26 protein-coding genes are annotated in these 25,159 nt (G+C 66.1%); 14 read left to right on the top strand and 12 right to left on the bottom strand.

What is annotated here, in order from left to right; all coding sequences use genetic code 11:
• The first annotated feature begins 11 nt into the window (after nucleotides 1-11).
• Nucleotides 12-956 (top strand): PDR/VanB family oxidoreductase, encoded by a 945-nt coding sequence (locus tag CSC67_RS06845; RefSeq protein WP_118993743.1) that lies wholly within the window; start codon nucleotides 12-14, stop codon nucleotides 954-956.
• 19 nt (nucleotides 957-975) lie between these two features.
• Here CSC67_RS06845 and CSC67_RS06840 read toward each other — a convergent pair whose 3' ends face one another.
• Nucleotides 976-1,440: an Lrp/AsnC family transcriptional regulator gene (locus tag CSC67_RS06840; RefSeq protein WP_118993742.1), complete on the bottom strand. Its 465-nt coding sequence runs from the start codon at nucleotides 1,438-1,440 to the stop codon at nucleotides 976-978.
• 128 nt (nucleotides 1,441-1,568) lie between these two features.
• On the opposite strand from CSC67_RS06840, the gene metC reads away from it, so the two are divergent.
• Nucleotides 1,569-2,762, top strand: a complete 1,194-nt coding sequence (gene metC, locus CSC67_RS06835) for a cystathionine beta-lyase (protein ID WP_342447670.1) — start codon at nucleotides 1,569-1,571, stop codon at nucleotides 2,760-2,762.
• Here the strand turns inward: metC and CSC67_RS06830 are convergent.
• From CSC67_RS06830 to CSC67_RS06810, 5 genes are read right to left on the bottom strand one after another with little or no spacing between them, the layout of a single operon-like run.
• Nucleotides 2,755-3,645, bottom strand: coding sequence for an IclR family transcriptional regulator (locus tag CSC67_RS06830; RefSeq protein ID WP_118993740.1), 891 nt, complete (start codon nucleotides 3,643-3,645; stop codon nucleotides 2,755-2,757). The genes metC and CSC67_RS06830 overlap by 8 nt on opposite strands.
• Before the next feature lie 26 nt (nucleotides 3,646-3,671).
• Nucleotides 3,672-4,430, bottom strand: coding sequence for an aspartate/glutamate racemase family protein (locus CSC67_RS06825; protein WP_118993739.1), 759 nt, complete (start codon nucleotides 4,428-4,430; stop codon nucleotides 3,672-3,674).
• A complete protein-coding gene (locus tag CSC67_RS06820; protein WP_118993738.1) occupies nucleotides 4,430-5,332 on the bottom strand; it encodes an ABC transporter permease in 903 nt (300 codons plus the stop codon). The genes CSC67_RS06825 and CSC67_RS06820 overlap by 1 nt, the downstream gene beginning before the upstream one ends.
• A 3-nt stretch (nucleotides 5,333-5,335) precedes the next feature.
• Nucleotides 5,336-6,112 (bottom strand): ABC transporter ATP-binding protein, encoded by a 777-nt coding sequence (locus CSC67_RS06815; protein WP_118993848.1) that lies wholly within the window; start codon nucleotides 6,110-6,112, stop codon nucleotides 5,336-5,338.
• Between the two features lie 11 nt (nucleotides 6,113-6,123).
• Complete coding sequence (locus tag CSC67_RS06810) at nucleotides 6,124-7,101, bottom strand: ABC transporter substrate-binding protein (protein WP_167752783.1); 978 nt, start codon at nucleotides 7,099-7,101, stop codon at nucleotides 6,124-6,126.
• A 167-nt stretch (nucleotides 7,102-7,268) separates the two neighbouring features.
• Between CSC67_RS06810 and CSC67_RS06805 the strand changes: the two genes are divergently transcribed.
• From CSC67_RS06805 to CSC67_RS06770, 8 genes are all read left to right on the top strand, one after another.
• Nucleotides 7,269-8,276 carry a zinc-binding dehydrogenase gene (locus CSC67_RS06805; protein ID WP_209304276.1) on the top strand — a complete coding sequence of 336 codons (1,008 nt, stop codon included), beginning with the start codon at nucleotides 7,269-7,271 and terminating at the stop codon, nucleotides 8,274-8,276.
• Nucleotides 8,277-8,280: 4 nt separating this feature from the next.
• A complete protein-coding gene (locus CSC67_RS06800) occupies nucleotides 8,281-10,095 on the top strand; it encodes an AMP-binding protein (RefSeq protein ID WP_118993736.1) in 1,815 nt (604 codons plus the stop codon).
• Nucleotides 10,092-10,952, top strand: coding sequence for a VOC family protein (locus CSC67_RS06795; protein WP_118993735.1), 861 nt, complete (start codon nucleotides 10,092-10,094; stop codon nucleotides 10,950-10,952). The genes CSC67_RS06800 and CSC67_RS06795 overlap by 4 nt, the downstream gene beginning before the upstream one ends.
• Nucleotides 10,949-12,133: a M20 aminoacylase family protein gene (locus CSC67_RS06790; protein ID WP_118993734.1), complete on the top strand. Its 1,185-nt coding sequence runs from the start codon at nucleotides 10,949-10,951 to the stop codon at nucleotides 12,131-12,133. The genes CSC67_RS06795 and CSC67_RS06790 overlap by 4 nt, the downstream gene beginning before the upstream one ends.
• 31 nt (nucleotides 12,134-12,164) lie before the next feature.
• A complete protein-coding gene (locus CSC67_RS06785; protein ID WP_118993733.1) occupies nucleotides 12,165-12,584 on the top strand; it encodes a PaaI family thioesterase in 420 nt (139 codons plus the stop codon).
• 26 nt (nucleotides 12,585-12,610) lie between these two features.
• Nucleotides 12,611-13,765: a CaiB/BaiF CoA transferase family protein gene (locus CSC67_RS06780; protein WP_118993732.1), complete on the top strand. Its 1,155-nt coding sequence runs from the start codon at nucleotides 12,611-12,613 to the stop codon at nucleotides 13,763-13,765.
• Nucleotides 13,766-13,909: 144 nt separating this feature from the next.
• Nucleotides 13,910-14,920 (top strand): acyltransferase, encoded by a 1,011-nt coding sequence (locus CSC67_RS06775; RefSeq protein ID WP_118993731.1) that lies wholly within the window; start codon nucleotides 13,910-13,912, stop codon nucleotides 14,918-14,920.
• 70 nt (nucleotides 14,921-14,990) lie between these two features.
• A complete protein-coding gene (locus CSC67_RS06770; protein WP_118993730.1) occupies nucleotides 14,991-15,383 on the top strand; it encodes a hypothetical protein in 393 nt (130 codons plus the stop codon).
• A 52-nt stretch (nucleotides 15,384-15,435) separates the two neighbouring features.
• Here CSC67_RS06770 and CSC67_RS06765 read toward each other — a convergent pair whose 3' ends face one another.
• The 4 genes from CSC67_RS06765 to CSC67_RS21190 all read right to left on the bottom strand — a co-directional run bounded on the left by CSC67_RS06765 (nucleotide 15,436) and on the right by CSC67_RS21190 (nucleotide 19,907).
• Nucleotides 15,436-16,566: an ABC transporter substrate-binding protein gene (locus tag CSC67_RS06765; RefSeq protein ID WP_118993729.1), complete on the bottom strand. Its 1,131-nt coding sequence runs from the start codon at nucleotides 16,564-16,566 to the stop codon at nucleotides 15,436-15,438.
• Between the two features lie 184 nt (nucleotides 16,567-16,750).
• Entirely contained in the window at nucleotides 16,751-17,923 is a 1,173-nt protein-coding gene (locus tag CSC67_RS06760) for an acyl-CoA dehydrogenase family protein (protein ID WP_118993728.1), read from the bottom strand.
• 143 nt (nucleotides 17,924-18,066) lie between these two features.
• Nucleotides 18,067-18,888 carry a crotonase/enoyl-CoA hydratase family protein gene (locus tag CSC67_RS06755; RefSeq protein ID WP_118993727.1) on the bottom strand — a complete coding sequence of 274 codons (822 nt, stop codon included), beginning with the start codon at nucleotides 18,886-18,888 and terminating at the stop codon, nucleotides 18,067-18,069.
• Nucleotides 18,885-19,907, bottom strand: coding sequence for a 3-hydroxyacyl-CoA dehydrogenase NAD-binding domain-containing protein (locus tag CSC67_RS21190; RefSeq protein WP_167752782.1), 1,023 nt, complete (start codon nucleotides 19,905-19,907; stop codon nucleotides 18,885-18,887). The genes CSC67_RS06755 and CSC67_RS21190 overlap by 4 nt, the downstream gene beginning before the upstream one ends.
• 176 nt (nucleotides 19,908-20,083) lie before the next feature.
• Here CSC67_RS21190 and CSC67_RS06745 point away from each other — a divergent pair, with 176 nt between their 5' ends.
• Both CSC67_RS06745 and CSC67_RS06740 read left to right on the top strand, forming a co-directional pair.
• Nucleotides 20,084-21,151 carry a ligand-gated ion channel gene (locus CSC67_RS06745; RefSeq protein ID WP_167752781.1) on the top strand — a complete coding sequence of 356 codons (1,068 nt, stop codon included), beginning with the start codon at nucleotides 20,084-20,086 and terminating at the stop codon, nucleotides 21,149-21,151.
• 131 nt (nucleotides 21,152-21,282) lie between these two features.
• Nucleotides 21,283-21,999, top strand: a complete 717-nt coding sequence (locus CSC67_RS06740) for a tellurite resistance TerB family protein (protein WP_118993725.1) — start codon at nucleotides 21,283-21,285, stop codon at nucleotides 21,997-21,999.
• A 46-nt stretch (nucleotides 22,000-22,045) separates the two neighbouring features.
• Here the strand turns inward: CSC67_RS06740 and CSC67_RS06735 are convergent, their stop codons facing one another.
• Nucleotides 22,046-22,489 (bottom strand): MarR family winged helix-turn-helix transcriptional regulator, encoded by a 444-nt coding sequence (locus tag CSC67_RS06735; protein ID WP_118993724.1) that lies wholly within the window; start codon nucleotides 22,487-22,489, stop codon nucleotides 22,046-22,048.
• Between the two features lie 83 nt (nucleotides 22,490-22,572).
• Here CSC67_RS06735 and CSC67_RS06730 point away from each other — a divergent pair, with 83 nt between their 5' ends.
• Nucleotides 22,573-22,926, top strand: a complete 354-nt coding sequence (locus CSC67_RS06730; RefSeq protein WP_118993723.1) for a DUF1428 domain-containing protein — start codon at nucleotides 22,573-22,575, stop codon at nucleotides 22,924-22,926.
• A 3-nt stretch (nucleotides 22,927-22,929) separates the two neighbouring features.
• Here CSC67_RS06730 and CSC67_RS06725 read toward each other — a convergent pair whose 3' ends face one another.
• Complete coding sequence (locus CSC67_RS06725; protein ID WP_118993722.1) at nucleotides 22,930-23,805, bottom strand: EamA family transporter; 876 nt, start codon at nucleotides 23,803-23,805, stop codon at nucleotides 22,930-22,932.
• 163 nt (nucleotides 23,806-23,968) lie between these two features.
• On the opposite strand from CSC67_RS06725, the gene CSC67_RS06720 reads away from it, so the two are divergent.
• Entirely contained in the window at nucleotides 23,969-25,129 is a 1,161-nt protein-coding gene (locus CSC67_RS06720; protein ID WP_118993721.1) for an FUSC family protein, read from the top strand.
• Nucleotides 25,130-25,159 lie beyond the last annotated feature (30 nt).

The following is a 25,159-nucleotide window of genomic DNA, read 5'->3' as shown; positions in this document are numbered from 1 at the left end:
CAGATAGAAACATGCTCCACGCTCGCATCCATTCCATCACCTACACCGCCGAGGGCGTGCTGCTATTCGAATTGCGGACGCTCGATGGCGCGGCCATGGCGCCCTTCGAGCCCGGGGCTCATATAGACATACACATGCCCGGCGGCCTTTGCCGAAGCTATTCTCTGCTCAATGACTCGAGCGAGCGGCACCGCTATGTGGTGGGCATACAGAAAGACGCCAAAAGCCGGGGAGGCTCCCGATGGATGCATGAGTTCGCGCGGGTCGGCAGCGTGATGTCCATCAGTCCGCCGAAAAATGATTTCCGGCTGGACGAGCAAGCCTCTCATAGCGTGTTCATTGCCGGCGGCATCGGCATCACGCCGCTTTGGTGCATGATTCAGCGGCTTGATCGGCTGGGACTGCCATGGACGCTGTACTATGGCGCGCGCAGCCGGAATGCCGCCGCCCTGCTCGACCTGATCGACACCCCGAAATGGGCGGATCGCGTACACTTGCATTTCGACGACGAATCGGGCGGCAGGCATTTGGATATTCCACGCATGGTCGCCTGCGCGCCCGACGACAGCCATTTCTATTGCTGCGGCCCGGGGCCCATGCTCGAAGCGTACCAAGAAGCCTGCTCGGCCATCGCTCCGGCGCGCGTGCACCTGGAGTACTTCGCCACGACGCAGGCGCTTGCCACCGAAGGCGGCTATACCGTACGCCTGGCCCGCAGCGATCGCAGCATTTCCGTGCCTCAAGGGCAGACCATACTCGATGCACTCAGACTGGCCGGCGTGGATGTGCCTTCATCCTGCCAGCAAGGCGTCTGCGGCATGTGCGAAACGCCGGTACTGGCCGGCATCCCCGATCATCGCGACCTTGTATTGAGCCAGGACGAGAAAGAGGCGAATACCACGATGATGATATGTTGCTCGGGCTCGCTGACAAGTGAATTGACGCTCGACTTGTAGACGGAGACGATTGCGCCGTTCACTCGGGCAGATAATCCAGCGGCAGCGCCGTGGTGTACTTGATCTGCTCCATGGCGAAGCTGGAGCTGACGTCGGCCAGTTCGGCCATGCGGATGAGGCGCTTGTAGACCTGGTCGTAGGCGGCGACGTCGGGCACCACCACCCGCATCAGGTAGTCGGTGTCGCCCGACATGCGGTACAGCTCGACCACCTCGGGGATGGTGGCCACCGCCGCGTGAAACTGCTCGAGCCAGCGGGCGTCGTGCCGGCTGGTGCGCACCGCTACGAATACCGTCACGCCCACGTTCAGGCGGGCGCCGTCCAGCAGCGCGACGCGAGCCCGGATGACGCCGCGCTCTTCAAGCTTCTGCACCCTCCGCCAGCAGGCTGTAGGACTCAAGCCCACGCGCTCGGCCAGGTCGTTGATGGGCAGGGAGCAATCTGCCTGAAGCTGCTCGAGGACGAGGCGGTCGAGTTTGTCCATGGGGTGGCGCATGGTTGGAAATATATTTTCCAAAAATGACGTAAACAAGAAAAATAATTTCCTATTATCGCGTCACTCAGCCAAAAATAGCAATAAAACTTCGTGGTTCGCGGCCTATCATGTTTCTCATGAGCACTTCCCACGACGACACCCTTCTGATTCACGCGGGCCGCGCGCCGGCCGGCTTCGGCGGCCTGGTCAATACGCCGGCCTGCCGCGCCTCGACGCTGCTGGTCGACTCCTACGACGACTGGCGGCGCAGCCGAAGCGGCGGCAACCCCTATGGCCACTACGCCCGCTTCGGCACGCCCACGACCCGCGCCTTCGCCGACATGCTGGCCGAACTGGAGAATGCGCACGGGGCCATCGTCTTTCCCTCCGGGCTGGCCGCCTGCACGCACGCGCTGCTGGCCTTTCTAGCGCCCGGCGATCACGTGCTGATGACGGACAACGTCTATGGCCCCACTCGGACCTTCGCCTGCGCCACCCTGGCGCGCCTGGGTGTGGAAGTGACTTTCTTTGCGCCGCTCGAAGGCGCCGACATCGCTTCGCGCCTGCGCGCCAATACCCGTGTGGTGTATGTGGAGTCGCCGGGCTCCCAGACTTTCGAGGTCGGCGACATTCCAGCCATCGCGGCGGCGGCCCACAGGCAGGGGGCGATTGTCATGATGGACAACACCTGGGCCACGCCGCTGTATTTCAAGCCTTTCGAGCACGGCGTGGACGTGTCCATCCATGCCGCCACCAAATATCTGGTGGGCCATTCCGACGCCATACTGGGTGCGGCCACCGCCAATGCGCGGGCCTGGCCCACCCTGCAGGCCGGCGCCCACGACTTCGGCCAGACCGCCGGGCCCGACGACCTCTACCTGGCCCTGCGCGGCTTGCGCACCTTGTCGGTCCGCCTGCAGCGCCATCAGGAAACCGCCCTCTTGCTGGCGCAGCGCCTGCAGTGCCATCCCGCCGTCAGCCAAGTGTTGCACCCCGCCCTGCCCGAGGCGGCGGGCCATGCCTGCTGGAAGCGCGATTTCAAAGGCGCGAGCGGCCTGTTCGGCGTGGTGCTCAAGCCCATGGCCGAGCAGGAACACGCTCTGGCCCGGGCTTTCGACAGTCTGCAGCTTTTCGGCATAGGCCTTTCTTGGGGCGGCTACGAAAGCCTGGCCCTGCCGGTCGATGCGCCGTTGCGCACGACCGCTCCATGGCAGGCCCGAGGCCCCCTGCTGCGCCTGCATGCCGGCCTGGAGGACCCCGAGTGCCTATGGCGCGATCTATCGTCGGCGCTGGATGCCTACGTGCACGCCGCCGAACCGGCGCTCAGTTGACCGCGGCCCGCCGCCTGGTGCGCCGCGGCGGAGCCGATTCGCCCGCTGCATCCGCTTCGAGCGTCGGCTTCCAGCCGACCGAGCGCGAGACGCCCTGCGTTTCCTCCAGCAGCACGGCAATTCTGGCCGCCCGGTCGGGCGGATCGCTGACACCCGGATCGTCCCTGAAGATCAAGGTGAGCACGGCCGATACATTGCCCTGGTAGTCCAGGATGGGGGCCGCCATGGCCGAAATATTGCTGACGTAGTGCCCCAGCCCGAGCGAATAGCCCTCGCGCCGGATGAATTCGCAGCGCTGCTTGATGGCCGCCATGTCGACCGGCGGCTCGCCCCGCTTGCGGGCGCGCTCGCGCTCGGTCTTGATCAACGGCTCGGTGATGGCGCGCGGCAGGTGGGCCAGGAACACCATGCCCGACGCGGATGAAATCAAGGGAAAGACCGAGCCCAGGCCAAGGTCGGTTCCGGTCAGGAAGGTACTGCGCTTGAGCCGCACACAGGTGGGGCCGTATTCGCCCCAGACGCACAGCAGGCCGGTCATGTCGAACTGTTCGCAGATGCGGTCCAGCGCCTCGGACGAGAGGGTGAACAGGTCGGTCTGGCTCATGGCCGCCACGCCCCACCGCAAGGCGCGGGTGCCCAGGCCGTAATGGCCGGTGGCGGCGTCCTGGACGACGACGCCGCTTTTCTGGAAGCTGGTCAGGTAGCGGTGCGCCTGGCTGGCGGAAATACCCGCCAGGCGGCCGATTTCACGCAGGGGAAGTTGTCGCGGCGCGCCTGCCAGGGCATCGATGACGCGCACGCCGACCTCGACCGACTGAATTCCCTTTTTTTCCTTGACGTCGCCTGCCTCGGCCGGCGCTGCCAGCGCATTGTCATCAGCCATTCCACCCACTCCCTAAATTGTCCAGCTTACGAAGCATCCTCCCCGCAAGCAATGTGCGCACGCCCCAACGCAACGTCCACCGCCATGGCGACGTGCAAGGCCACCGTATCGAAGCACGGCAGGGCCGGCGCCGGGCCTTCCGCCGCCAGCAGCAGCGGCAGCTCGGTGCACGCCACGATGACGGCATCCAGCCCGGCCAGCCGCATTCTATCAAGCATGGCCAGCAAGGCCGTGCGCGACTCGGCATGGACGCGGCCCCTGGCCAGTTCGTCGAAGATTACCGCGTCCAGCCACTGCCTGTCCGCGGCCTCGGGCGGCACGACCTCGATGCCCGCGTGCCGGCTCATCCAGTCCGCGTAGAAGGAAGACTCGGTGACGTGGCGGGTGCCTACGATGCCCACTCGCGCATGGCCGGCGCTCTTTAGCGCGCGCGCCGTGGGCGCGCCGATGTGCAGGGCGGGAAGACGGGTGTAGCCTGGCAAGGCGTCGAACACCTGGTGGGCCGTATTGGCGGTCAGCAGCATGAAGTCGGCGCCCGCCCGCTCCAGCTGGTTCGCGGCGCCGCCGACATGGCCCGCCACCTCGTTCCAGTCGCCCCGCCCCGCCGCATCGACCAGCACCTGGAAATCCAGCGTCACCATGATGCTGACGGCGTTGTGATGGCCGCCCAGTTCGCGCTGCACCGCCTGGTTGAGCAGGCGGTAGTACAAGGCGCTGGACTCCCAGCTCATGCCGCCCACCAGCCCGATGCGGCGCATGGGGACAACCGGTTGGCCCGCACTCATCACAAGCCCAGCGCACTGCCCTCGCCGCGCCGCAGCAGACGGGGCAGGGCCAGGGTGGCGATGACGAACAAGCCGGTGAGGAACTTGAGGTCGGAGGGGTGCAGGCCGGTGGCCAGTCCCAGCGACACCAGTTGGTAGTACACGATGGCGCCCACCAGGGGCGCGCACATCTGCCTGACCACCGTGTGCCGTCCGACGATGGCCTCGCCCACGATCAGGGCGGCCAGGCCGTTGATCAGGACGCCGAAGCCCATGGTGACGTCGGCGTAGCCTTGCTGCTGCACCAGCAGCGCGCCGCCGAAGGCGACGATGGCGTTGGCCAGCGCGAAGCCGCCCACGATGTACACCGCCGACCGTATCGCCAGCGCGGGCGCCAGCCTTTCGTTGACGCCCACGCAGCGCATCGACAGACCGATCTCGGTGCGGAACAGCCAGATCAGGGCCAGCGTGCCGGCCACCGCGAGCGCCCCCAACAGCCCCACTTGCAGCCAATCCGACATGAGAATCCCAGGCGACAAGGCGTCGAACACATTGGCCTCGCCGGGCAGAGGCGCGTTGGGCTTGCCCAGCACGCGCAGGTTCACGCTCCACAGCATGGTGAACACCAGTATGCCGGCCAGCAGCGAATGGATGCGGAAGCGCAGATGCAGCCATGCGGTCGTGGCGCCCGCCAATGCTCCGGCGAGGACGGCCAGCAGCGTGGCCCCGTAGGGATTGAAGCCCGTCGCCAGCAGTGCGGCGGTCAGGCAGCCGCCCAGGGGCAGGCTGCCTTCGCAGGTCAGGTCGGGCAAGGAAAGAATGCGAAAGGGAATCATGATGCCGAACGCAACGGTGGCATACATGAGGCTCTGGACCAGCGTCACCGGCACCAGGTGCCAGAAGCTATACAAAATATCTGTCATGGCTCAACTCAGCATCATCCGGTCGTCGGCAATATGAAAACGCTGCACCAGGTCGGCCACGCCCAGGCCCGCCTTGTCCTGCGAGGACAGGTCGGCGCGCACGCCGCCGTCGGCCATCATCACGATGCGGCTTCCATACTGCAGGGCGTGCTCCATATTGTGGGTCACCATCATGGTGGTAAGGCGGCGCGCAGCCACCAGGCGCTGCGTGGCCTGCATGACGGTGGCCGAAGTGCGCGGGTCCAGCGCGGCCGTGTGCTCGTCCAGCAGCAGCACATCGGGCGCCTCGAGCGTGGCCATCACCAGCGCCAGGGCCTGGCGCTGCCCGCCGGAGAGCAAGCCCGCCCGCGCGGTAAGGCGGTCTTCCAGCCCAAGGCCCAGTTCGGCGAGGTCGGCCCGAAAGCGCTCGCGCCGGGAGGCGGTCAGCGCCGCCCTCCAGCCCCGGCCCCGCGCGCGCAGTTCGGCCAGTACCAGATTTTCTTCCACCGTGAGCATGGGCGCGGTGCCGATCATGGGGTCCTGAAACACACGGGCCACCTGGCGGGCGCGCACGTGCTCGGGCTGGTTCGTGACGTCGGTCCCCGCGATCTCGACGCGGCCCTGGTCGGGAGAAAGTGCGCCGCCGATGAGGTTGAGCAGCGTGCTCTTGCCCGCCCCGTTGCCGCCGATGATGGCCACGAATTCGCCCGGCTGCACCTCTAGCGACACGTCCCGCGTGGCAAGCTTGGCGTCGGGCGTGCCGGCGTTGAAGGTCTTGCGCAGGCCTTCGAGCGTGATCATGGGCTGCGCCATCACTCGCCCACCAGGCAATTGCAATCCTTCAGGCCGTCGGGCAGCGTCAGGCCCAGCGCCTTGAGCCTGACCTCGCTGATCATGGGATGGTGCTCTTCGGGCGTGGGCTTCCAGGCCGGGATGTTTTCGGCCTCCTCGCCCTTGAGCAGGCGGCCCGCGATGCGGCCCGCGGCCTGGCCGGACTGTCTGAACGAGACCGCCAGGGCGGCCAGCGCCTGATGCTGTTCGACCATCTGCGGCACCGAAGTCAGGACCGGCAGGCGGGCGCGTTCGGCGGTGGATGCGATGGCCGCCGACCCTTGCTGGATGCGGCCCGAGGCAACGGGATACAAGGCGTCGACTCGGCCGCGCGCCGACTGCACGCGCTGCGGCAGCTCAGAGGGATTGTCCACGCCGATCTGCACCAGTGTCACGCCGTGGATCTTCGCCACGGCCTGGATGCCCTCCAGCGCTGCCGAAGAGCTGTCGTCGCCGGTGTCGTACAGCACGCCCAGGCGCTTGAGATCCGGCACGACCTTCTTGAAGAAAGTCAGCAAGGCATCGTAGTCCACCGCGACAGAAGAACCCGTCAGCAGTTTCTCGCCCTTCTCCCAGCCGGAAACCATGCCCGCGTGCACCGGATCGGCAATGGGCGTGAACACGATGGGGAAGGTGCGCGATCGCAGTTGCTGGATGGCGGTGAGCGACACCGGCGTGGCGATCGTGGCCATCAAATCGGGATTGCCGCTGGCCAGCTTGTTGAGCATCTGCGGAATGAGCGATCGGTCGAAATTGACGTTGCTTTCCTCGAATTCCAGATTCTCCCCCTGCCGAAACCCTTCTTCAGCCAGCCCTTCCTTGAAGCCGGCAATGGTTTCGTCGAGCGTGGGATGCGGCCCCCAGCCGGCAATGGCGACCTTGTAGTCCCTGGCGTGCGCCGGCAGCAGGGCGCTGCCCGCCAAGGCGGCAACTGCAATGATTCTGGCAAATGTGCGCATGGATTTGTCTCCTGGTGAATGCGTCTCGAAGTCGACGGAAACAACTTGTTCTGCTCGGATTTTCATTGCACTATAGGCAACATGTTGGATACTATACAACCACAATCTGTGGATCAAGAACTATTTTCTTTTGTTTGCCCATAAGCAAATCACCAAGGAGCGAGGCGTTGAAAGCACTTTATTTCGAAGAACACGGCGATCTTTCCGTCATGCAATACGGCGACGTTCCGGAGCCCGAAGTGCCGCCCGGCTGGGTCAAGATCCGCGTGCGGGCCTCCAGCATCAATCACGCCGACCTGTTTTCGCGCCGGGGCATGCCCGGCATCAAAGTGCAATTGCCCGGCATCACCGGCTCGGACTGCGCCGGCGAGATCGCGGAGCTGGGCGAGGGCGTCACCGGCTGGGAGGTGGGCGAGCGCGTGCTGCCCCTGCCGCATCACGTCGACTGGGAAAACGGCCGCTTCGACATGCTGGGCGAAAACCGCAACGGCGCCATGGCCGAATACTGCGTCGTGCGCGCCAGCCAGCTCATGCGCCTGCCGGACAACGTCAGCGACGAGGACGCGGCCGCCCTGCCCTGCGCATACGGCACAGCGCACCGCATGCTGCACACCCGCGGCCGGATCCAGGCCGGCGAGCGCATCCTCGTCCTGGGCGCCTCCGGCGGCGTGGGCAATGCCTGCGTGCTGCTGGCCAAAGCGGCCGGCCTGCACGTCATCGCCGCCGCCGGCGATGACGAAAAATGCCGCAAGCTGCAAGCCTTGGGCGCCGACGAAACCATCGATTATTCGCAAACCGCCTTCGACGCCTACATACGCGAAAAAACCGGCTCGCTGTTGCGCGGCGGCGGCGTGGACGTGGTGGTCAACTTCACCGCGGGCGACACCTGGCTGCCGTCCATGCGCTGCGTCAAGCGCTTCGGCCGACTGCTGTGCTGCGGCGGCACGGGCGGCTACAAGGCCGTGTCGGACATTCCCTATCTCTTCACCTCTGAAATGACCATCATCGGCTCCACGGGCTGGACCATGGAAGACCAGCAAAGCCTGGTGTCCATGGTGGCCGAGGGCCGCCTTGCGCCGGCGCTGGACCGGGTCGCTCCGCTGTCCGGCGCGATCGCCGCCTACGACGATTTCGAGAAGCGCGCCTTCTTCGGAAAAATCATCGTCAAGCCGTAAAACCATGATCGATGTATCCGCCCCATTCGCCAGCGCCGCCGACGCCGAGGCGTTCGCACGCATCCCCTGGCGCGAGCGCCTGCCCGCGGGCGATCTGCCCAATCTCGTGCTGCACGTCGCCGCACAAGAACCCGAAGCCACTGCGATGCGTTTCCTGCCCGACGGCCGGCTGGCGGATGCTCCGCAAGACATCAGCTATGCGGCGCTGGCGGAGCAAGTGCTCCAGGCCGCCGCCCGCCTTGCCGAAGCGGGCGTAGGGCCATCCGACCGCGTCGCCTTCCTGACACCAAACGGGCCCGAGACGCTGATTGCCGTGCTGGCGGCCCAGGCGATCGGTGTGGCCGCGCCCGTCAACAGCTACCTGAACGCCCCTGAAATCGCCGCGCTGCTGGATGCGATCGACGCCAGGCTGCTGGTCGCGGAAGGCGATCTCGTACTGGACAAGCTGGACGCCGTGCTTGCGCATTGCCGGCGCCCGCCCCGCATCGTCAAGCCTGCCGAGCTGATCCGGGGCAAGCCGCTGGCGCGGCTGCCCCAACGCGATGAAGACATGGCGGGGCTGTTCCATACCGGCGGCACCACCGGCCTGCCCAAGCTGGTGCCCCTCAGCGCGGCCCAGCTGGCGGTCACCGCCCTGTTCTCGGCCTACGCCTACCGCTATGGCCCGCAGGACCGGGTGCTGGCGGCCATGCCCATGTTCCATGTCGGCGGCCTGCTGGCCAGCGCCTTGTATCCTTTGGCCTGCGGCGCCCGTGTCGTCATCGCCGGCACGGCGGGCTATCGAGGCCCCGGCACGGTGGACGAGATCTGGCGACTGGTTCGACGCGAGGAAATCAGCGTGCTGACCGCGCCGCCCACCATCATGGGCCGGCTGGCGCTGAACATGCCGGCGCGCTCCGAGGTGCCTGCGCTGCGGCTGCTGACCAATGGCGCGGCTGCGCTGCCCGTGGCCATCGGCGACCGGCTGGTCGAGCACTTCAACGTCCCCCTGACCGAGCCCTGGGGCCTGACCGAGGCCACTTTGGCGGTCACCGCCATGCCGGTCGACGGGGAACGGCGCGGCGGCTCGGTCGGCGTGGCCCTGCCCTATTGCCGGGTCAAGGCCGTGCGCGTCGACGTGGACGGCCGCGAAACCGGCGATTGCGCGCCCGACGAGATCGGCGTGCTGGCCATCAAGGGGCCGAGCGTCTTTACCGGCTATCTCGGCCTGGGCGCGGACAGGCAGCCTTTTTTCAAGGACGGCTGGCTGGACAGCGGCGATCTGGGCCGCATCGACGCCGAAGGCTATGTATGGATCACCGGCCGCGCCAAAGACCTCATCAAGCGCGGCGGCCACGGGCTGGATCCGGCCATGATAGAAAGCGCCCTGTACCGGCATCCGGCCGTGGCGCTGGCCGCCGCCGTCGGCAAGCCCGACGCGTATGCCGGCGAGCTTCCCATCGCCTATGTGCAGCTCAAGCCGGGCGCAGCCTGCACCGAAGCAGAACTGCTGGACCTGTGCGCCCGGATTCCGGAACGCGCCGCCATTCCCAAGGAACTCGCCATTCTGCCCGCCCTGCCTCTGACCGGCGTGGGCAAGGTCGACAAGACCGCCCTGCGCCGCGATGCCGCGCAGCGTACGTTGCAGGCCTTGCTGGACGAGGCGTTGCCGGCCGCCCACGCCCATGTGACGGTTCTTGCCGACCCGCGCCACGGCACGCTGGTGCGCGTCGAGACCGATGCGCAAGCCGAGGACGGCGTGGTCGAAGCGCTGTCCCGCTTTCCCTTCCATTACGAAGTGCAGGCCCGCCGGGGCGCTGCCAAAGGAGCCTCTTCATGAGCCAAGACATCGACGAACTGGACCATCTTCTGACCTATGTGCAAGACCTGGACGCCGCCGCCCAGGCCTACGCAAGATTGGGCTTCAGGCCTACTCCGCTCTCGGACATTACGTCGATGGGCATCGTCAACCGCCTCATCCCCATGCGGCCCCGCACGCCCGGCGCCGCCAACTTCATCGAGCTGATGGCCGTGCGCGACGCGAGCCGCCTGCCCGACGCCATGCGCCCTATTCTTTCGGGCCGGCAAGGCATCAAGTCCATGGTCATGATGAGCCGGGACGTCGCCGCCACCCATGCCCGCCTCACCGAGCGCGGCTATCCCTTTGCTCCGCCGGCCCATATCCGCAGGGAATGGGCGATACCCGGCGAAGGCTCGGTCTGGCCGGAGTTCGACGTGCTGCTGCCCATCCCCGCTCCCCTGGCTTTCAACGTCTGCCAGTACCACAATGTCGAGCTCTATCTGCGCGAAGACTGGCTCGAACATCCCAACGGCGCGCAGCACATGCTGGCCTGCCTGGCCGTATCATCCGACCCGGCCGCCACCATCGGCTATTTCGCCAAGCTGTTCGGCCGGGAAGCGCGCCGGGACGCCGACGGCGGCCAAGCCGTGTCGCCCGGCGCGACCGACCTGGTGGTGTATGACCCGCAGGCCTTTGCCGAACGCTATGGCATCACGCCCGCACAGGGCGCCGACGCCCGGTTTGCCGGCTACCGCGTCGCCGTGCGTTCACTGGCGGATCTGCGCGGGCTGCTTGCCCGCAACCAGGTCGCGCACGAGGACGCGGGCGAACGCATCCTGGTCGGCCCCGACGCCGCCTGCGGCAATCTCATCGAATTCGTGGAACTCGGCGTATGAGCACGCCCTTGGACGTCATCGAGGGCTTTCAGGACGACCTGATACGCATGCGCCACGACCTGCACGCCCATCCCGAGACCGCCTTCGAAGAGACGCGCACCGCGGCCATCGTGGCGGCCGAACTCGAGGCGCTCGGCATCGAGGTCCATGAAGGCATCGCCCGCACGGGCGTGGTCGGCGTGCTGCGCGCCGGCAACAGCCAGCGCGCCATCGGCCTGCGCGCCGACATGGACGCCCTGCCCATCCATGAAGCCAATACCTTCACCCATCGCTCGCGCGTGCCCGGCAAGATGCACGCCTGCGGCCACGACGGCCACACCACCATGCTGCTGGGCGCCGCGCGCTATCTGGCGCGGCATCGCGATTTCGACGGCACCGTCTACTTCATCTTCCAACCTGCCGAAGAGGGCGAAGGCGGCGGGCGCCTGATGGTGCAGGAAGGCCTTTTCGAACGCTTTCCCATGCAGGCCGTGTACGGCATGCACAACATCCCGGGCATACCCGCCGGCACGTTCGGCGTCATGCCCGGGCCCATGATGGCCTCGTTCGATCTGCTCGACATCCGCATCCGCGCCAAGGGCGGGCACGCCGCTTTTCCCCACGAGGCCACCGACGCCGTCCTGGCCGGCTCGGCCCTGGTCTGCGCGCTGCAGGACATCGTCAGCCGGCGCATCAGCCCGCTGGACTCCGCCGTCGTCTCCATCACCACCTTCCATGCCGGCGACACCCACAATGTGCTGCCCGACGAGGCCCGCCTTTCGGGCACGGTGCGGGCTTTCTCCGCATCCGTCCGCGACGCGGTCGAAACCGAAGTGCGCCGCATCTGCGAAGGCATCGCCCACGCCCATCGGGTCGAGGTCGAGCTCAGCTACGACCGCCGCTATCCGCCCACGATCAACACCGAGCGCGAGGCCGGCGTGGCCCGCGAAGCCGCCACCCGCCTGGTGGGCGCCGAGCATGTGCTGACCCGCGCCCAGGCCTTGATGGCCGCCGAAGACTTCGCCTTCATGCTGCAGGCCTGCCCGGGCGCCTATGTCTGGCTGGGCAATGGCACGGGGCAGCAGGGCGGCTGCATGGTGCACAACCCCGGCTACGATTTCAACGATGCCATCATGCCGCTGGGCTGCGCTTATTGGGTATCGCTGGTGCAGACCGCCCTGCCCGCGCCTGCCGCGGCCTGACCACCACTGAACAGATTGAACAGGAGACACCATGTCCGCCCCCATGACCGCAACGGAAATCCAGTCCTGGCTCGACTCATCGCCCTTCATCCGCTTTCTGGGCCTGCAGTGCGTCGAAGCAGATGCCCAGGCCGGAGCGCTGGCGCTGTCCATGCCCCTGCGCAAGGAGCTGGAGCGCGGAGCCGGCGGCCCGCAGTTCCATGGCGGCGCCGTCGCCTCGCTGATCGACACGGCCGGCACCTTCGCCCTCATCATGGGGGCACGCGCGCCGGTGCCCACCATCAATTTCCGCGTCGACTATCTGCGCCCGTCGAGCGGCCTGCTCACCGCCAGGGCCGTGGTAAGGCGCGCAGGCAAGACAGTGGGCGTGGTGGACGTCGACGTCTACGATGAAGAACAACGCCTGACCGCGGTCGGGCGGGGCTGCTTCGGCGCTCCCGCGGCGGCTTGAGCCCGTGCGCCTGCCGACTTGAAATCATGACGAGCCAACGCATACACCCCGACGGGCTGCTGTCGGGCCTGCGCATAGTGGATCTGACCCGGCTGCTGCCCGGGCCGCTCGCCACGCAGCAGCTGGCCGACCTGGGCGCCGACGTGCTCAAGATCGAAGAGCGTCATGGCGACCCGGCCCGCCACATGGGCCCGCCCGCCGGCAATTCATTGGCCTTTCAAATGGTGAACCGCCACAAGCATTTCGCCACGCTCGATCTCAAGCAGGAGCCCGACCGCCGGCGGCTGCTGGCCCTGGCCGCCGAGGCCGACGCCCTGGTCGAGAGCTTCCGGCCCGGCACCCTGGGCCGACTGGGGTTGGGCTGGGAGACGCTGCATGCCGCCAATCCCCGCCTCGTGCTGTGCTCGATCAGCGGCTATGGACAGGACGGTCCCTATGCGCAATATGCCGGCCACGACATCAACTATCTGGCGCTGGCGGGCGTGCTGCACCCCATCGCGCAAAGCGGCGGCGTACCCGTCGTGCCCAACCTGCCGCTGTCCGATGTACTGGGCGCCCAAGCAGCCGCCACCGGCATCGTCGCGGCCCTGCTGCATGCGCGTGTGCATGGCACCGGCGTGCATCTGGACGTGGCCCTGGCGGATGCGGCCCTGAGCGCCAATCCATTGGCCCTGGCGGCGGCCAATGCCGGGCGCGAGATAGAACCCCCGGGCCAAGGCCTGCTCAATGGCGGCGCGCCCTGCTACGGCCTGTATCCATGTTCAGACGGCCTGTATGTAGCGGTCGGCGCACTGGAAGCCAAATTCTGGCGCACGCTGGCCGAAGGCCTGGGCCTGCCCGAACTCGCCGCCCAGCATTGGAGCCAGGGCCTGAAGCCGGGAAGCGCCGCTTCCCATGCCATACGTTCGACGGTGGCCGAGCGCTTCGCCGGCGCGACCCGCGACGAATGGCTGGCCCGGCTGGAACCCCTGGATTGCTGCGTCACCCCGGTTCTGCGGCAGGCCGAAGCGCTGGCTCACCCCCTGTTCCGCGCACGCTGCGCCGCCGGGGCCTTTCCCGTTCCGGGCGGCGCGGAGCGGCTATGGGCGGCGCCCGCGCAGCGTGTGGCGGGCCACGCCTTCGCGCCTCGCCGCGAAGCGCAATCCATCGGGCGCGACGACCCGCCCGGCTGGCCCGCCTGAAGTCTTGGCCGGCCGGTGCGGCTGTCCTTTTAGTGTCGACAAGCCCTTGCATGTTTATATTCAGCAACATCTTCCGCGCCTCTACGTAATGTAAGGCGGGTGCGGCTGTTAAGGTAATGGCAGCTCTACTCTTCAAAAGGTGCCATGCCCCTACAGCAAGCCGACTACGACAAACTCGATGCCGCCCGCTGGATGGCCGCCTTCGCGGTCGTGTTGCTGCATTGCGCGGCCTTTCCCTTGACCAGCGTCCTGGACTATGGTTCGACCGATTGGCAATGGGCCAATCTGTATGACGCCGCCTCGCGCTGGTGCGTGCCGGTCTTCGTCATGATCAGCGGCGCGCTGCTGCTGAACCCCGCCAAGCGCGAGCCGTTCAAATATTTCTATCAGAGGCGCGCCGTACGCATTGCGCCCGCCATCGTGTTCTGGTCGGCGTTCTACCTGCTGTGGGGCGCCCTGATGTACCACCTGGACGGCGTGCCCATGGACGCAGCCGCCTGGCTGCGCAAGGCCACCAGCGGCGCGCCCTACTACCATCTTTGGTATCTGTACATGCTGGCGGGCCTGTACCTGTTCGCGCCGTATCTGCGGGCGGTCTACCAGCGCTGCTCGCACCGCCAGCGCATGGCCGCGGTGGTGGCCATCTTCGTGCTGGCCATCCTGCAGACCCTGCATCGCGAACTCAACGCCGACGGCTACGGCTTTTTCCTGACCTGGTTCCTGCCCTACATCGGTTATTTCCTGGCCGGACGCATGATGTTCGAAGGCGAATTGCGCCTGCCCATGCCGGGCCTGGTCTTGTGCGCCAGCATCGCCCTGACGGCGCTCGGCGCCAGCGTGCTGTCGTCGGCCGACGCCTTGAATGTCTATTTCTACGACACCTTCAGCTTGACCGTACCGCTGATGTCGCTGGCCGTATTCCAGCTGATTCTGAACGCGCGCAGCCTGCCGCGCATGCCGGCCGTGGCCCCGCTGACCTTCGGCATCTATCTGGCGCATCCCATTTTTCTGGACCTCGGCAAGCGGACCGGCTTGTATATGCCCACGTCCGGCACGGCGTGGCAGACGCCCCTGGCGGCGATGCTGATTTTTGTCCTGTCGCTGGGTCTGGTCCTGCTCGTGCGCAGCGTTCCGGGCGGCACGCGGATTACCTAGCCCGCCCTGGAAGCGTCACTTATTCATGGAACGTATATTGCTGGAATGCGGACTTGCACAGGAGACGACCATGAATCACTTGAACAGAATGCTGGCTCAGCTCTTCGTTCTGGCGGCGCTCGCAATGGGCCTTGTCGCGCACGCGGCCGGCCCCGGCGACGCGCAGGACAGGCAGGCTCTGGAAGGCCTGCTTGCCGCGGTGGCCGAGCAGGATCACGACGCTTTCGTCGCCCCCGGAACCCCGGACTTTGCGGCAGCCATCACCTCCCAACAGTTCGATGACGTCGCACGGATTGTCGGGCCGCGCCTTAAACAAGGCTATACCGCGCAGCACCTGGGCAATATGAGGCAGCGCGGCCACGAAATCTCGTTGTGGAAACTGAGCTTCAAGGACGGCGGGGACGACTTGCTCGCCACCCTGAATATCCAGGGCGGCAGAGTGGGCGGGTTCTTCCTGCGGTGACGCATCGGAAGAACCCGCCGCGGCCTGAAGCGGCCGCAGCCGCACCTCGAGCTTATTCCACCAGCTTCCAGTCGCCGCTCTTGACCTGAACCAGGGCGCTGGCACGCTCGTCCAGGCCGGTGTGGTCGGTGGGCGACATGTTGTAGACACCGTGGGTGCCGACGACTTCTTTGCTGTTTTCGAGCGCTTCGCGCACGGCGTCGCGGAATTCCTTCGTGCCCGGCTGCGCCTTCTCGAGGGCGGCCTTGACCGCGTTATCGGCCAGCAGGTAGGCGTCCCATGAATAGGCCGCGAAAGCGTTGCGCGTGCCCTGGCCGAATTTGCCTTCGTAAGCCTGGGTGAATTCGAGCGCGACCTTCTTGATGGGGTTGCTGTCGGGCAGCTGCTCGGCCACCATGACCGGCCCGGTGGGAGCATAAGCGTCTTCGAGCGCCTTGCCTCCCACGCGCAGGAAGTCTTTATTGATGACGCCGTGATTGTGGTAGATGGGGCCTTTGTAGCCGCGCTCGCGCAGCGTGACCTGCGGCAGCGCGCCCGGCGTGCCGGAACCGCCCAGGACGACGGCGTCCGGCTTGGCGGCGATGAGCTTGAGCACCTGGCCCGACACGCTGGTGTCGACGCGGCCATAGCGCTCTTCGGCCACGATGTCGATGCCGGCGTCCTTGGTGGTGGCTTTCAGGCCCGAAAGCACCAGCTCGCCCCAGGAGTCCGAGAAGCCCAGGTAGCCGACCGTCTTGACGCCGTGCTGCTTCATGTGCTGCACCTGCGATCCCATCATGATGTTGATGGGCTGCGGCACGGCGAACGACCAGGGGTTGTCCTGGGCCTTGATGGGCGTGGGCGAGAGCGATATCTGGGGTGTTTTCAACTCGGAAGCCACTTCGGCGACCGCAATCGCGGCGGGCACGCTGCTGGAACCGATGATTAGGTCGACCTTGTCTTCTTCGATCAGCTTGCGGGCCAGCTTGACCGCCGTGGTGGTGTCGGTGGCATCGTCGACAATGACATAGCGCACCGGTTCGCCGCCCAGGGTGTCGGGCACGACGGAGAACGTGTTCTTGTAGGGTATGCCCAGCGAGGCGCCCGGCCCGGTGGCGCCCGTGATGACGCCCACCTTTACCTCGGCGCCCGCCGAGAAGGGAATCGCCGCGGCGAGAGCCAGTGCAAAAAGCTGTTTTTTCATTGTGTGTCTCCGAATAGGCCAATGGATGGCTTGATTTATAGGCGGCTGGCCTTGTCGCCCAGGGGTGAAGCAAGGTGACGCAGGCGCGACAGGCAGCATCGTTCTCGTGCTCGTTAAACGATCTTTTAAACTATATGCATTAAGTTGCACGAAAAGACAACTTTAAGAAACCCCGTACTTACCCTCAGAAACCGAGCTGGCGCGCCACCAGCAGGCGCATGATGTCGCTGGTGCCGCCGCCCACCAAAGGAAAGTACGCATCGCGCAAGAAGCGCTGCACCGGGTACTCGTTCATCAGTCCATAGCCGCCGAAGAGGGACATGGCCATCTGGCAGACCTCGTTGCAGCCATCGCCGGCCACGATCTTGGACAAGGCCGCCTCGGTCGTGATGGGCTCGCCGCGGTCCGCCAGCTCGGCCGCATGATAGGTGTACAGTCGCGCCTGCTCCAGGCGCGCCAGCATGTCGACCAGCTTGAACTGCACCGCCTGGAACTTGCCGATGGGCTGGCCGAATTGCGACCGCTCTTTGGCATACGCCAGGGAGGCGTCATAGGCGGCCCGCCCGTTGCCCAAAGCCAGCGCAGCCGTGAAAACGCGGTCCACCGTCAGCGACTTGTACGCATTCAGGAAGCCGGAGGCCTGTCCATCGTTCAAGTGATGATCATGGGGTACGAAGACGTCGTCGAAGACCAGTTCGGCCGTGTCCGAAGCCCGCACCGAGAATTTGCCCAGCTTGCGGCCCACCGAAAAGCCCGGCGAGTCGGCAGGCACCAGGAACAGATCCAGCCCTTTCAGCCCTTTCGACGGGTCGGTGGTGGCCACCACGGTGATGAAGTCGGCCACCGTGCCATTGGTGGTGAATATCTTCGAGCCGTTCAGCCTGTAACCGCCATCGCAGGCGGTGGCGCGCGTGCGCAGCGACGCCGCATCCGACCCCGAGTTGGGCTCCGTAATGGCGAAAGCGCCGATCTTCTCGCCCCGCAGGGCCGGCCCGAGGTAATGTTCATGCAGCGCGGCGCCGCCCCATTTGAAGATGGTGTGCGTGGCGGTGGAGCCCTGCATGCACACCGAGGCCGCGAACGACACCGAGCCGCGCGCCAGTTCTTCGCACAGCACCGTGAAGCAGGTATAGGGGTAGGCTAGGCCGCTGCCGCCCGCGCTTTCGGGATACATGGCGCCGTAGTATCCCAGCCCGCCCAGTTCGCGGAACAGTTCATGGCCGAAATCGCCTTCCTCGTCCAGCCGCGCCGCCTGGGGCGCCAGGCGCTCGTCCACCCAGCGCGCCACGTGGCGCCGGAATTCGTCCGCCTCGGCGCGCATCTCGTTCACGTCGAACGTCTTTGTCTTCTCGCTCACCAAAATCTCCTTCTGTCCCGGGGCGCAGCTTTCAGCCTGCGTTGCAATGCCGCTGCCCCTCTGGGCCGGTCCGCGACCCGCCGCCCACTCGGCGGGCCCAGCCGCCGCCTCTTTCGATCCGGCGCAGCGCCGCCGGCGTCCGCTCAGCCGCGCCGCACCTTGTCGGCCTTGCGCTCCAGGAAATCGCGCAGGCGCGTCTTGGCCTCTTCATCTCCTTGCGCCACGCCGACCATGAGCATTTCGGTGAACAGGCCCGCCTGCGGATCCTGCTCGATGATGCGCGGGATGGACTGGATGATGGCGAAGTTGGCCAGGGGCGCGTTGCGCGCGATTCTGCCGGCCAGCTCGACGCCTTTTTCGAGCCCCTGGCCCGGTCCCACCAGGTACTGGCTCAGGCGCAGGATCGCATGGGCCTCTTGCGCCTCGTACACCCGTCCCGACAGCATCATGTCCATCACCGCCGCCGCGCCGATGAGGCGGGGCAGACGCACTGATCCGCCCGAACCCAGGAAGATGCCCCGGGTGCCCTCGGGCAGTGCATAGTAGGCCGACTCCTCGGCGATGCGAATGTGGGCGGATGCCGCCAGCTCCAGGCCGCCGCCGATCACCGCGCCATGCAGCACGGCAATGACCGGCACTTTGCAGAACTGGATGGTGTCGTTCAGCCTCTGGCCGATGATCGATGTCTCGAAGCTTTCGGCCGTGGTGGTTTCCTTCAGTTCATTCAGGTCGAGGCCGGCGCAGAAGTCGTCTCCGGCGCCATGCATGACCACGCCCCGCACATCGGCGGGAATGCTGGAAAAGAAAGTCTGCATGCCCAGCACCAGTTCGTCGCTGAGCGCATTGCGCTTGGCGGCGCGGTTCAGCGTCAGGACGGCGATGGCGCCCCGGCGGGACACGCTCAGGCATGCCGGCAACGGCATGGGCCAGGAATCGCCGGGCAAAGGGCTTGAAGTGTCGTTCATGAAGATAAATCCTTTTTCTCACTGGCACCGCCGGCGGCGCCCGGCGCCGATGATTCCATCTTGTGTTGCAGATTCAGCACATCGACCAGCGACCGGTCGCGCCATCGGACCCAATCGGCCACCGGACGGCCGTCCGAGACCTCTTGCGCCGCATCGACCAGCCGCCGGACCACCTCGGGCGTGAGCCGAGGCTCGGGAGCGGGCTGCCACCATTGCTGTATGGCGGCCCCCGCGTGATCGAGTATGCCCCGCATGCCCCCGGGGCCGCCTGCCAGATGCAGGGTCATGAGGCCGCCCATCAGGGCCCAGCGCGGCGCGAGGCCCCAGCGTACGGCCGCATCGATATCGCGGGCGCTGGCCACCCCTTCGACCAGGCAGGCAATCGCTTCGCGCACCAGGGCGAACTGCAGGCGGTTGGTCATGTGTCCGCTGGCCTCGGTGTGAAGCCGGATGGGATGCTTGCCCAGGTGCCGCGCAAATTCCATGGCCCACTGGACCACTTCGGGAGAGGTATGCTCGCCTCCCACCACCTCGACCAGCGGGATCAGGTGGGCGGGATTGAAGGGATGCATCACCACCAGGCGCTCCGGATGCCTGCAGCTCGCCTGCATGCGAGTGGGCGGGATACCGCCCGTGCTCGACAGCACGATCTTGTGGGGCGCGGCCGCCGCATCGACCTCGGCCAGCACCGACGCCTTCAACCCGGGCTTTTCGGGAATGTTCTCTTGAATCACCTGCGCCTCGCGGGCGGCCCGCGCCGCCGAGTCGGCAAAGCGCAGCCGCGCCCAATCCGGCTCGGGCAGCGTCGTTCTTCCCAGCTCGATCAAGGCGGGCCAGGCCTGGCGGATGAAATCGCGCGCCCGCTGCTCGGCGCCGGGCGCCGGATCGTGCGCCACCACCTCCAACCCGCCGGCCAGAAACAGCGCCGCCCAGCTGGCGCCCACCGAGCCCATGCCGAGCACCGCTATGCGCTCGACGCGATCGGGCGACGGCAAATCACTATCGTTTTCAGAGGTCATCGATCCAGTGTACGTAGACGCCCGCCCTCCGCATAGCACCATTTTTCTATAGTGGTTAATCATTTGACGCATAACTCGCCCCCTCCGCGCGCAGGATGCCGCTGCCATGGCAAAACCAGCCCCCGCCTCAGCGCCGGCTCGCATACAATTCGCCAAACAACACGCGAGGGGAATCCATGACACGACCCATGAGGCTGACGCACTATCTCTTCGCGCTGGTTCTATTCCTGGTGGGATCGGCCCTTGCCAGGGCGGACATCGCCCCGCCCAGCCTGAACGAACCCACGGTCATCCATACTTATCTGTATCTGGAAGACATCAACGACATAAAACTGGGCACCGGCACCTACGACATCACCGCCCTGCTCGTCCAACGCTGGAAGGACGCCCGCCTGGCCCATGGCCGCCCCGGCCGCGACCAAGCTCCGCAGATATGGATGGGCCAGCGCGCCGAAAAATATCTGGAGACCCTATGGCATCCCATTCTCGACGTCACCGGCGAGAAAGGCCTGACGGCCAGCGACGTGCATTCATTGGCGATCCATCCGGACGGAACGGTGGTGCTGCGGCAGAAATTCACGGGAACCCCCCGCTTCAAGGGCGAATTGACCAACTTCCCTTTCGGCCGCCTCAGTCTCGAACTGAATATCTCGAGCGTCGCCGTGGACGACCGCCAGATGCGGTTCGAACTCGAGCACCTCAGCCCCAGCGACGACATGCAGCAGCTCGACGATGTCCTGCACGGCAACTGGTATCCGCGCAGCATCGCGTGGAACACCTCCTCCGGCTCTCGCCCCGACACGCCCGGGCAGCGCTTTCCCCGGATCGATCTGCAGATCGTGGTCGAACATGATTTCGTCGACGGCGTGCACAAGATATTCCTGCCGCTGACGGTGATCGCCCTGGCGTCCTGGAGCCTGCTCTGGTTGAACGTGGTCAGCCAGTCTTCCTACGCATCGCCCCGGATCGGCGGCATGGTGACGCTGATCCTGACAACCATCGCGCTGAAGTTCGTGCTGGACCGGGAATTGCCCGTCGTTCACTACCTGACGCTTTCCGACGTGCTGTTCAACGGCACCATCATCATGCTCAGTTTCGCCCTGCTGGCTTCCTGCACGGTAGCGGCCCTGTACACCGGGTATGGGGCGGCCCGGGCGCAGGCGTTCAACACCGGCGTGCGCAGGCTTTATCCCTTGCTTTACCTGCTGGTGATGCTGCTGGGCTACTTCACCATGCTGGATTGATGCCGAGGCAACGGCCGGCGCCGCCCAGGCCTGAAGGGAACCAAGCCGCAAGATGGCGGTCTGCGATAGATGCCTGTTGCGCGATAATCGATTCGGCACGACCCATAACGCTTCTTATCCGAGGTTTTCACATGTCCATCCAGCAGCTGTTGCAGCAAGTCCTTCAATCCGGCCAGGGACTGGTGCAGGACGCCACGTCCGCCACCAATCAAAATGCGGGCCTTGCCTCGAAGCTCGGCGGGTTCGGCGGAGGCGCGCTGGCAGGCGGAGCGCTCGGACTGCTGCTGGGCAATAAGAAGTTCCGAAAAATGGGCGGCAAGTTCGCCGCCTATGGCGGCGCCGCGGCGCTCGGAGCGCTGGCGCTCAAAACCTACCAGGACTGGCAACAGAAGTCCGCCGCCCAGGCGGCCGCCGGCGCGCCCGCCGCCGCAGGGCCGAATGTGTCGGCCGCTGCTCACACTCCGTCTGCAGCTCCTGCCCTGCCCGCGGGCCAGCTGGAAGAGCATTCGCGCATCATCCTGGCGGCCATGATTACGGCGGCCAAGGCCGACGGCCACATCGGCGCCGAGGAGCGCCAGCTGCTCGATCAGGAAGTCGCCAAGCTCACCAGCCACCCCGAAGACCTCTCCTGGTTCGACGCTCAATTGGCCAATCCCGTCGACCCGGCCGGCATCGCCGCGCTGGCGACCACGCCGGAGACCGCGGCCGAGGTGTATCTGGCCAGCTTGCTCATCGTCGACGAGCAAAGCTATATGGAAAAAGCCTATCTGGACGAACTTGCCCGCCGGCTTCCGCTGCCCGAAGGGTTGAAGATCGAGCTCGAATCCAAGGTGCGCAGCCTGGCCTAGCGCCCATCCACATTGAAAGTTAAAGGCTAGAGCGCGCGCCGCCGCGCTAGGAACCCAGGGCGCCCAGGCCCGCGCGCAGCGCATCGGCATCGACCTCGCCCAGCCCGGCTTCGATCTCGGCATGCGTCTCGCGCCAGATGGGCATGGCCCGGGCCAATAGGGCGTGACCCTTGTCGGTCAGTTTCAACAGGCGGCTGCGCCGGTCGGCGGGGTCCGCTTCGATGCCGACCAGGCCGTCGCGCTGCAGCGGTTTCAGGGCCGCAGTCAATGTGGTGCGGTCCATGGCCAGCAATTGGGCGACCGGCGCAATGGCCGGCGGCTGCGGCCTGTTCAGGGACATCAACAAGGAAAACTGGCCGTTCGTCAGGCCCACTGGCCGCAATGCCTCGTCGAAGCGACGGCCCAGCGCCCGCGCCGCGCGCTGGGCATGCAGGCACAGGCAGGTATCTCGTACCTGCAAAGTTGTATCAAATGAAATTCTCTTTGACATGGCTATCTTATTATGTTGATATCAACGTTAATCGTCAAGCGACGATACAGGGCGCCCGCCCACCAACCAACAAGGAGACCCATATGAATTACGTGGAAGGATTCGTCGTGGCGGTGCCGGCCGCCAACAAAGAAGCCTATCTGGATCTGGCCCGCAAGGCGGCGCCGCTGTTCAAGGAATTCGGCGTGAGCCGCGTCGTCGAGTGCTGGGAAGACGACGTCCCCGACGGCAAACTGACCGATTTCCGCCGCGCCGTTCAAGCCAAGGAAGACGAAAAAGTGGTCTTCAGCTGGTTCGAATACCCGTCCAAGGAAGTCCGTAGCTCCGTGCAGGAAAAAATGATGAACGATCCACGCATGAAGGAAATGGGCGACCAAATGAGTTTCGACGGAAAGCGCATGATCTTCGGCGGTTTCGTACCCATACTCGACGAGTGACTGTCAGGGCAGCCGCCGGCTGCTCGCCCACTGCACCAGCAGAATGCTCGCCAGCACGGCCACCATGCCGACCATGGACAGGCCCTTGATGCTCTGCCCCAGCAATGCCCAGCCCAGCACCACCGCCGTCAACGGGCTGAGCAGGTTCAACGAGGACACCGCCACCGGCGACAGGCGGGCGACGCCGCGAAACCACAGGAAATAAGCCAGCAGAGCGCCGCCCAGCGACAGGTAGACATAGCCCGATACCTGCAGCACCGTCATCGATCGCAGCGGGGGGTCGAACAGCAGGGCCACCGGCATGATCATGATGCCGGCGATGAACAGCTGCCAGCCGGTAAAGGCCAGGATTGGCAGGCTGGTGCTCCAGCGGCGTGTCAGATAGGTGCCGACGGACATGCCGAAGGCGCCGGCCGCCGCGGCCGCCACGCCGACCGGATCCCATGTCGAACCCGGCGACAGCAGCAGCGCCCCCATGCCCGCCACGCCCATGACCGCCGCCCACACCGCCAGCCGCGCCGGCCGTATGCTGTCGACCGCCCAGACGATGCCCATGATGAGCAGCGGCTGAATCGCGCCCAATACCGAAGCCAGGCCGCCCGGCAGCCGATAGGCCGATACGAACAGCATGGCCTGGAAAAACCCCAGGTTCAGCGCCGCCAGGATCAGCATGCGGCCCCACTCGCTGCGCGGCGGAACGAGACGGGTATACAGAATGAGGATGAGGCCAGCGGGCATGATGCGCAGCACAGCGGCGGTAAAGGGCCGGTCCGGAGGCAGGATCTCGGTGGTGACGATATAGGTCGACCCCCACAGTATCGGACCCAGCGAAGTAACGAGAACATCCCACCAAAGGGTGGAGAACCGCGATGAAGACATGTATCTACCTTGAAAACGAGATGATACCGTCCCGGGGGAAAGAACGCTCGGCCGCCTGCCGGCTCAACGAAGGAACCGCCGGCGGGCTTCCGCGCATCGACGCATCGAAGGTGTATGTGTATGATTGGCGCACAGCCTTTGCTCCGCCTTTGGCCTCGCGCTCATGACCCCGACGGATCAAACTTCGCGCCCCTCTTCATCCGAGCCCCGTCCGCGCCGCCGCCCACGCGCCAGCCGCGGCCGTTCGGCGCGCGACCTGTTGCGCCCCACGCAGTTTCAGGAAAGCCTGCTGCTGGCGCCGCCGCCTTCGCTCCAGAATACGGCCATTGCCGGCATGCAGGCGGCCATCACGGTGCTGATCGCACTGACGACCATGCATCTTTCTCCCTGGGAGCACCTGGTCGGCTTTCCCGCGCTCGGCGCCCTGACCGCGCTGTTCGGACGCTTCGCCTCCATGCGCAGGCGGCGCAGCATCGTGGCCATCTGCGCCGCGTTGTTCGTGGCGGCGGTGTTTTTTCCGTCGCTCTTGTCCTATGCGGGCGCGTCGCTGCCGGCCATGATCGTCCTGCTGGCGGTCTCGGCCGGCCTGGCCACCATCGCCGTGTCGCACTGGCGGCTGGGCGGCCCGGGCGCCACGCTGTTCGTGTTCGCCGTGGGCGCTGTTCTGGGAGGGCCGGCCGAAACCTGGATGACGGTCGTGGAGCGCACCCTGGCCACCGCCTGGGGGGCCGGGCTGGCCATCATCGTGTGCCTGGCCACCGACGGCTTGCGTGCACGGCCCGTCACCACCGAGGCCGCCCCGGCGCTGCACGCGCCGCCCTTCCAACACCAACTGATTGCCGCCGGCCGTATCGCGGCGGGCGCCGCCGCGGCGGCTTTCATCGCCCACGCCGCCGGCTGGCACTATCCCGCCTGGGCGGCCATCGGCGCAACCGCCGTCATGCAGGGCAGCCATCTGCACATCACCATGAACCGGGCCCTGCAACGCATGGCCGGCACCGTGCTGGGCGCCTGCATCGCCTGGGCCATACTGGCGCAGGCGCCCTCGTTCTGGTGGGTGCTGGCGGCCATCGTATTCTTCCAGTTCATCACCGAAGTCATCATCAGTTACAACTACGCCCTGGGCCAGATCACCATTACGCCCATGGCCCTGCTCATGACCCATCTCGCCGCGCCCGTGGCGGACAGCAACATGCCCGTCGAACGGGTGCTGGACACCATCGTGGGCGCCGCCATCGGCATTGTCTTTGCCGTGGCTTTCTCCTCGGCCGACGACCGGGCCCATCTGGCCCGCCGCCGCGCCAAGCTGGAAGCCCGGCGCTGACCCTACAAGCTCGCGGCATGTGATTTGCTG

The sequence above is a fragment of the Pusillimonas caeni genome, from assembly GCF_003545815.1.
GTDB lineage: Bacteria > Pseudomonadota > Gammaproteobacteria > Burkholderiales > Burkholderiaceae_B > Pusillimonas > Pusillimonas caeni.
This window is presented reverse-complemented; position numbering and strand designations above follow the sequence as displayed.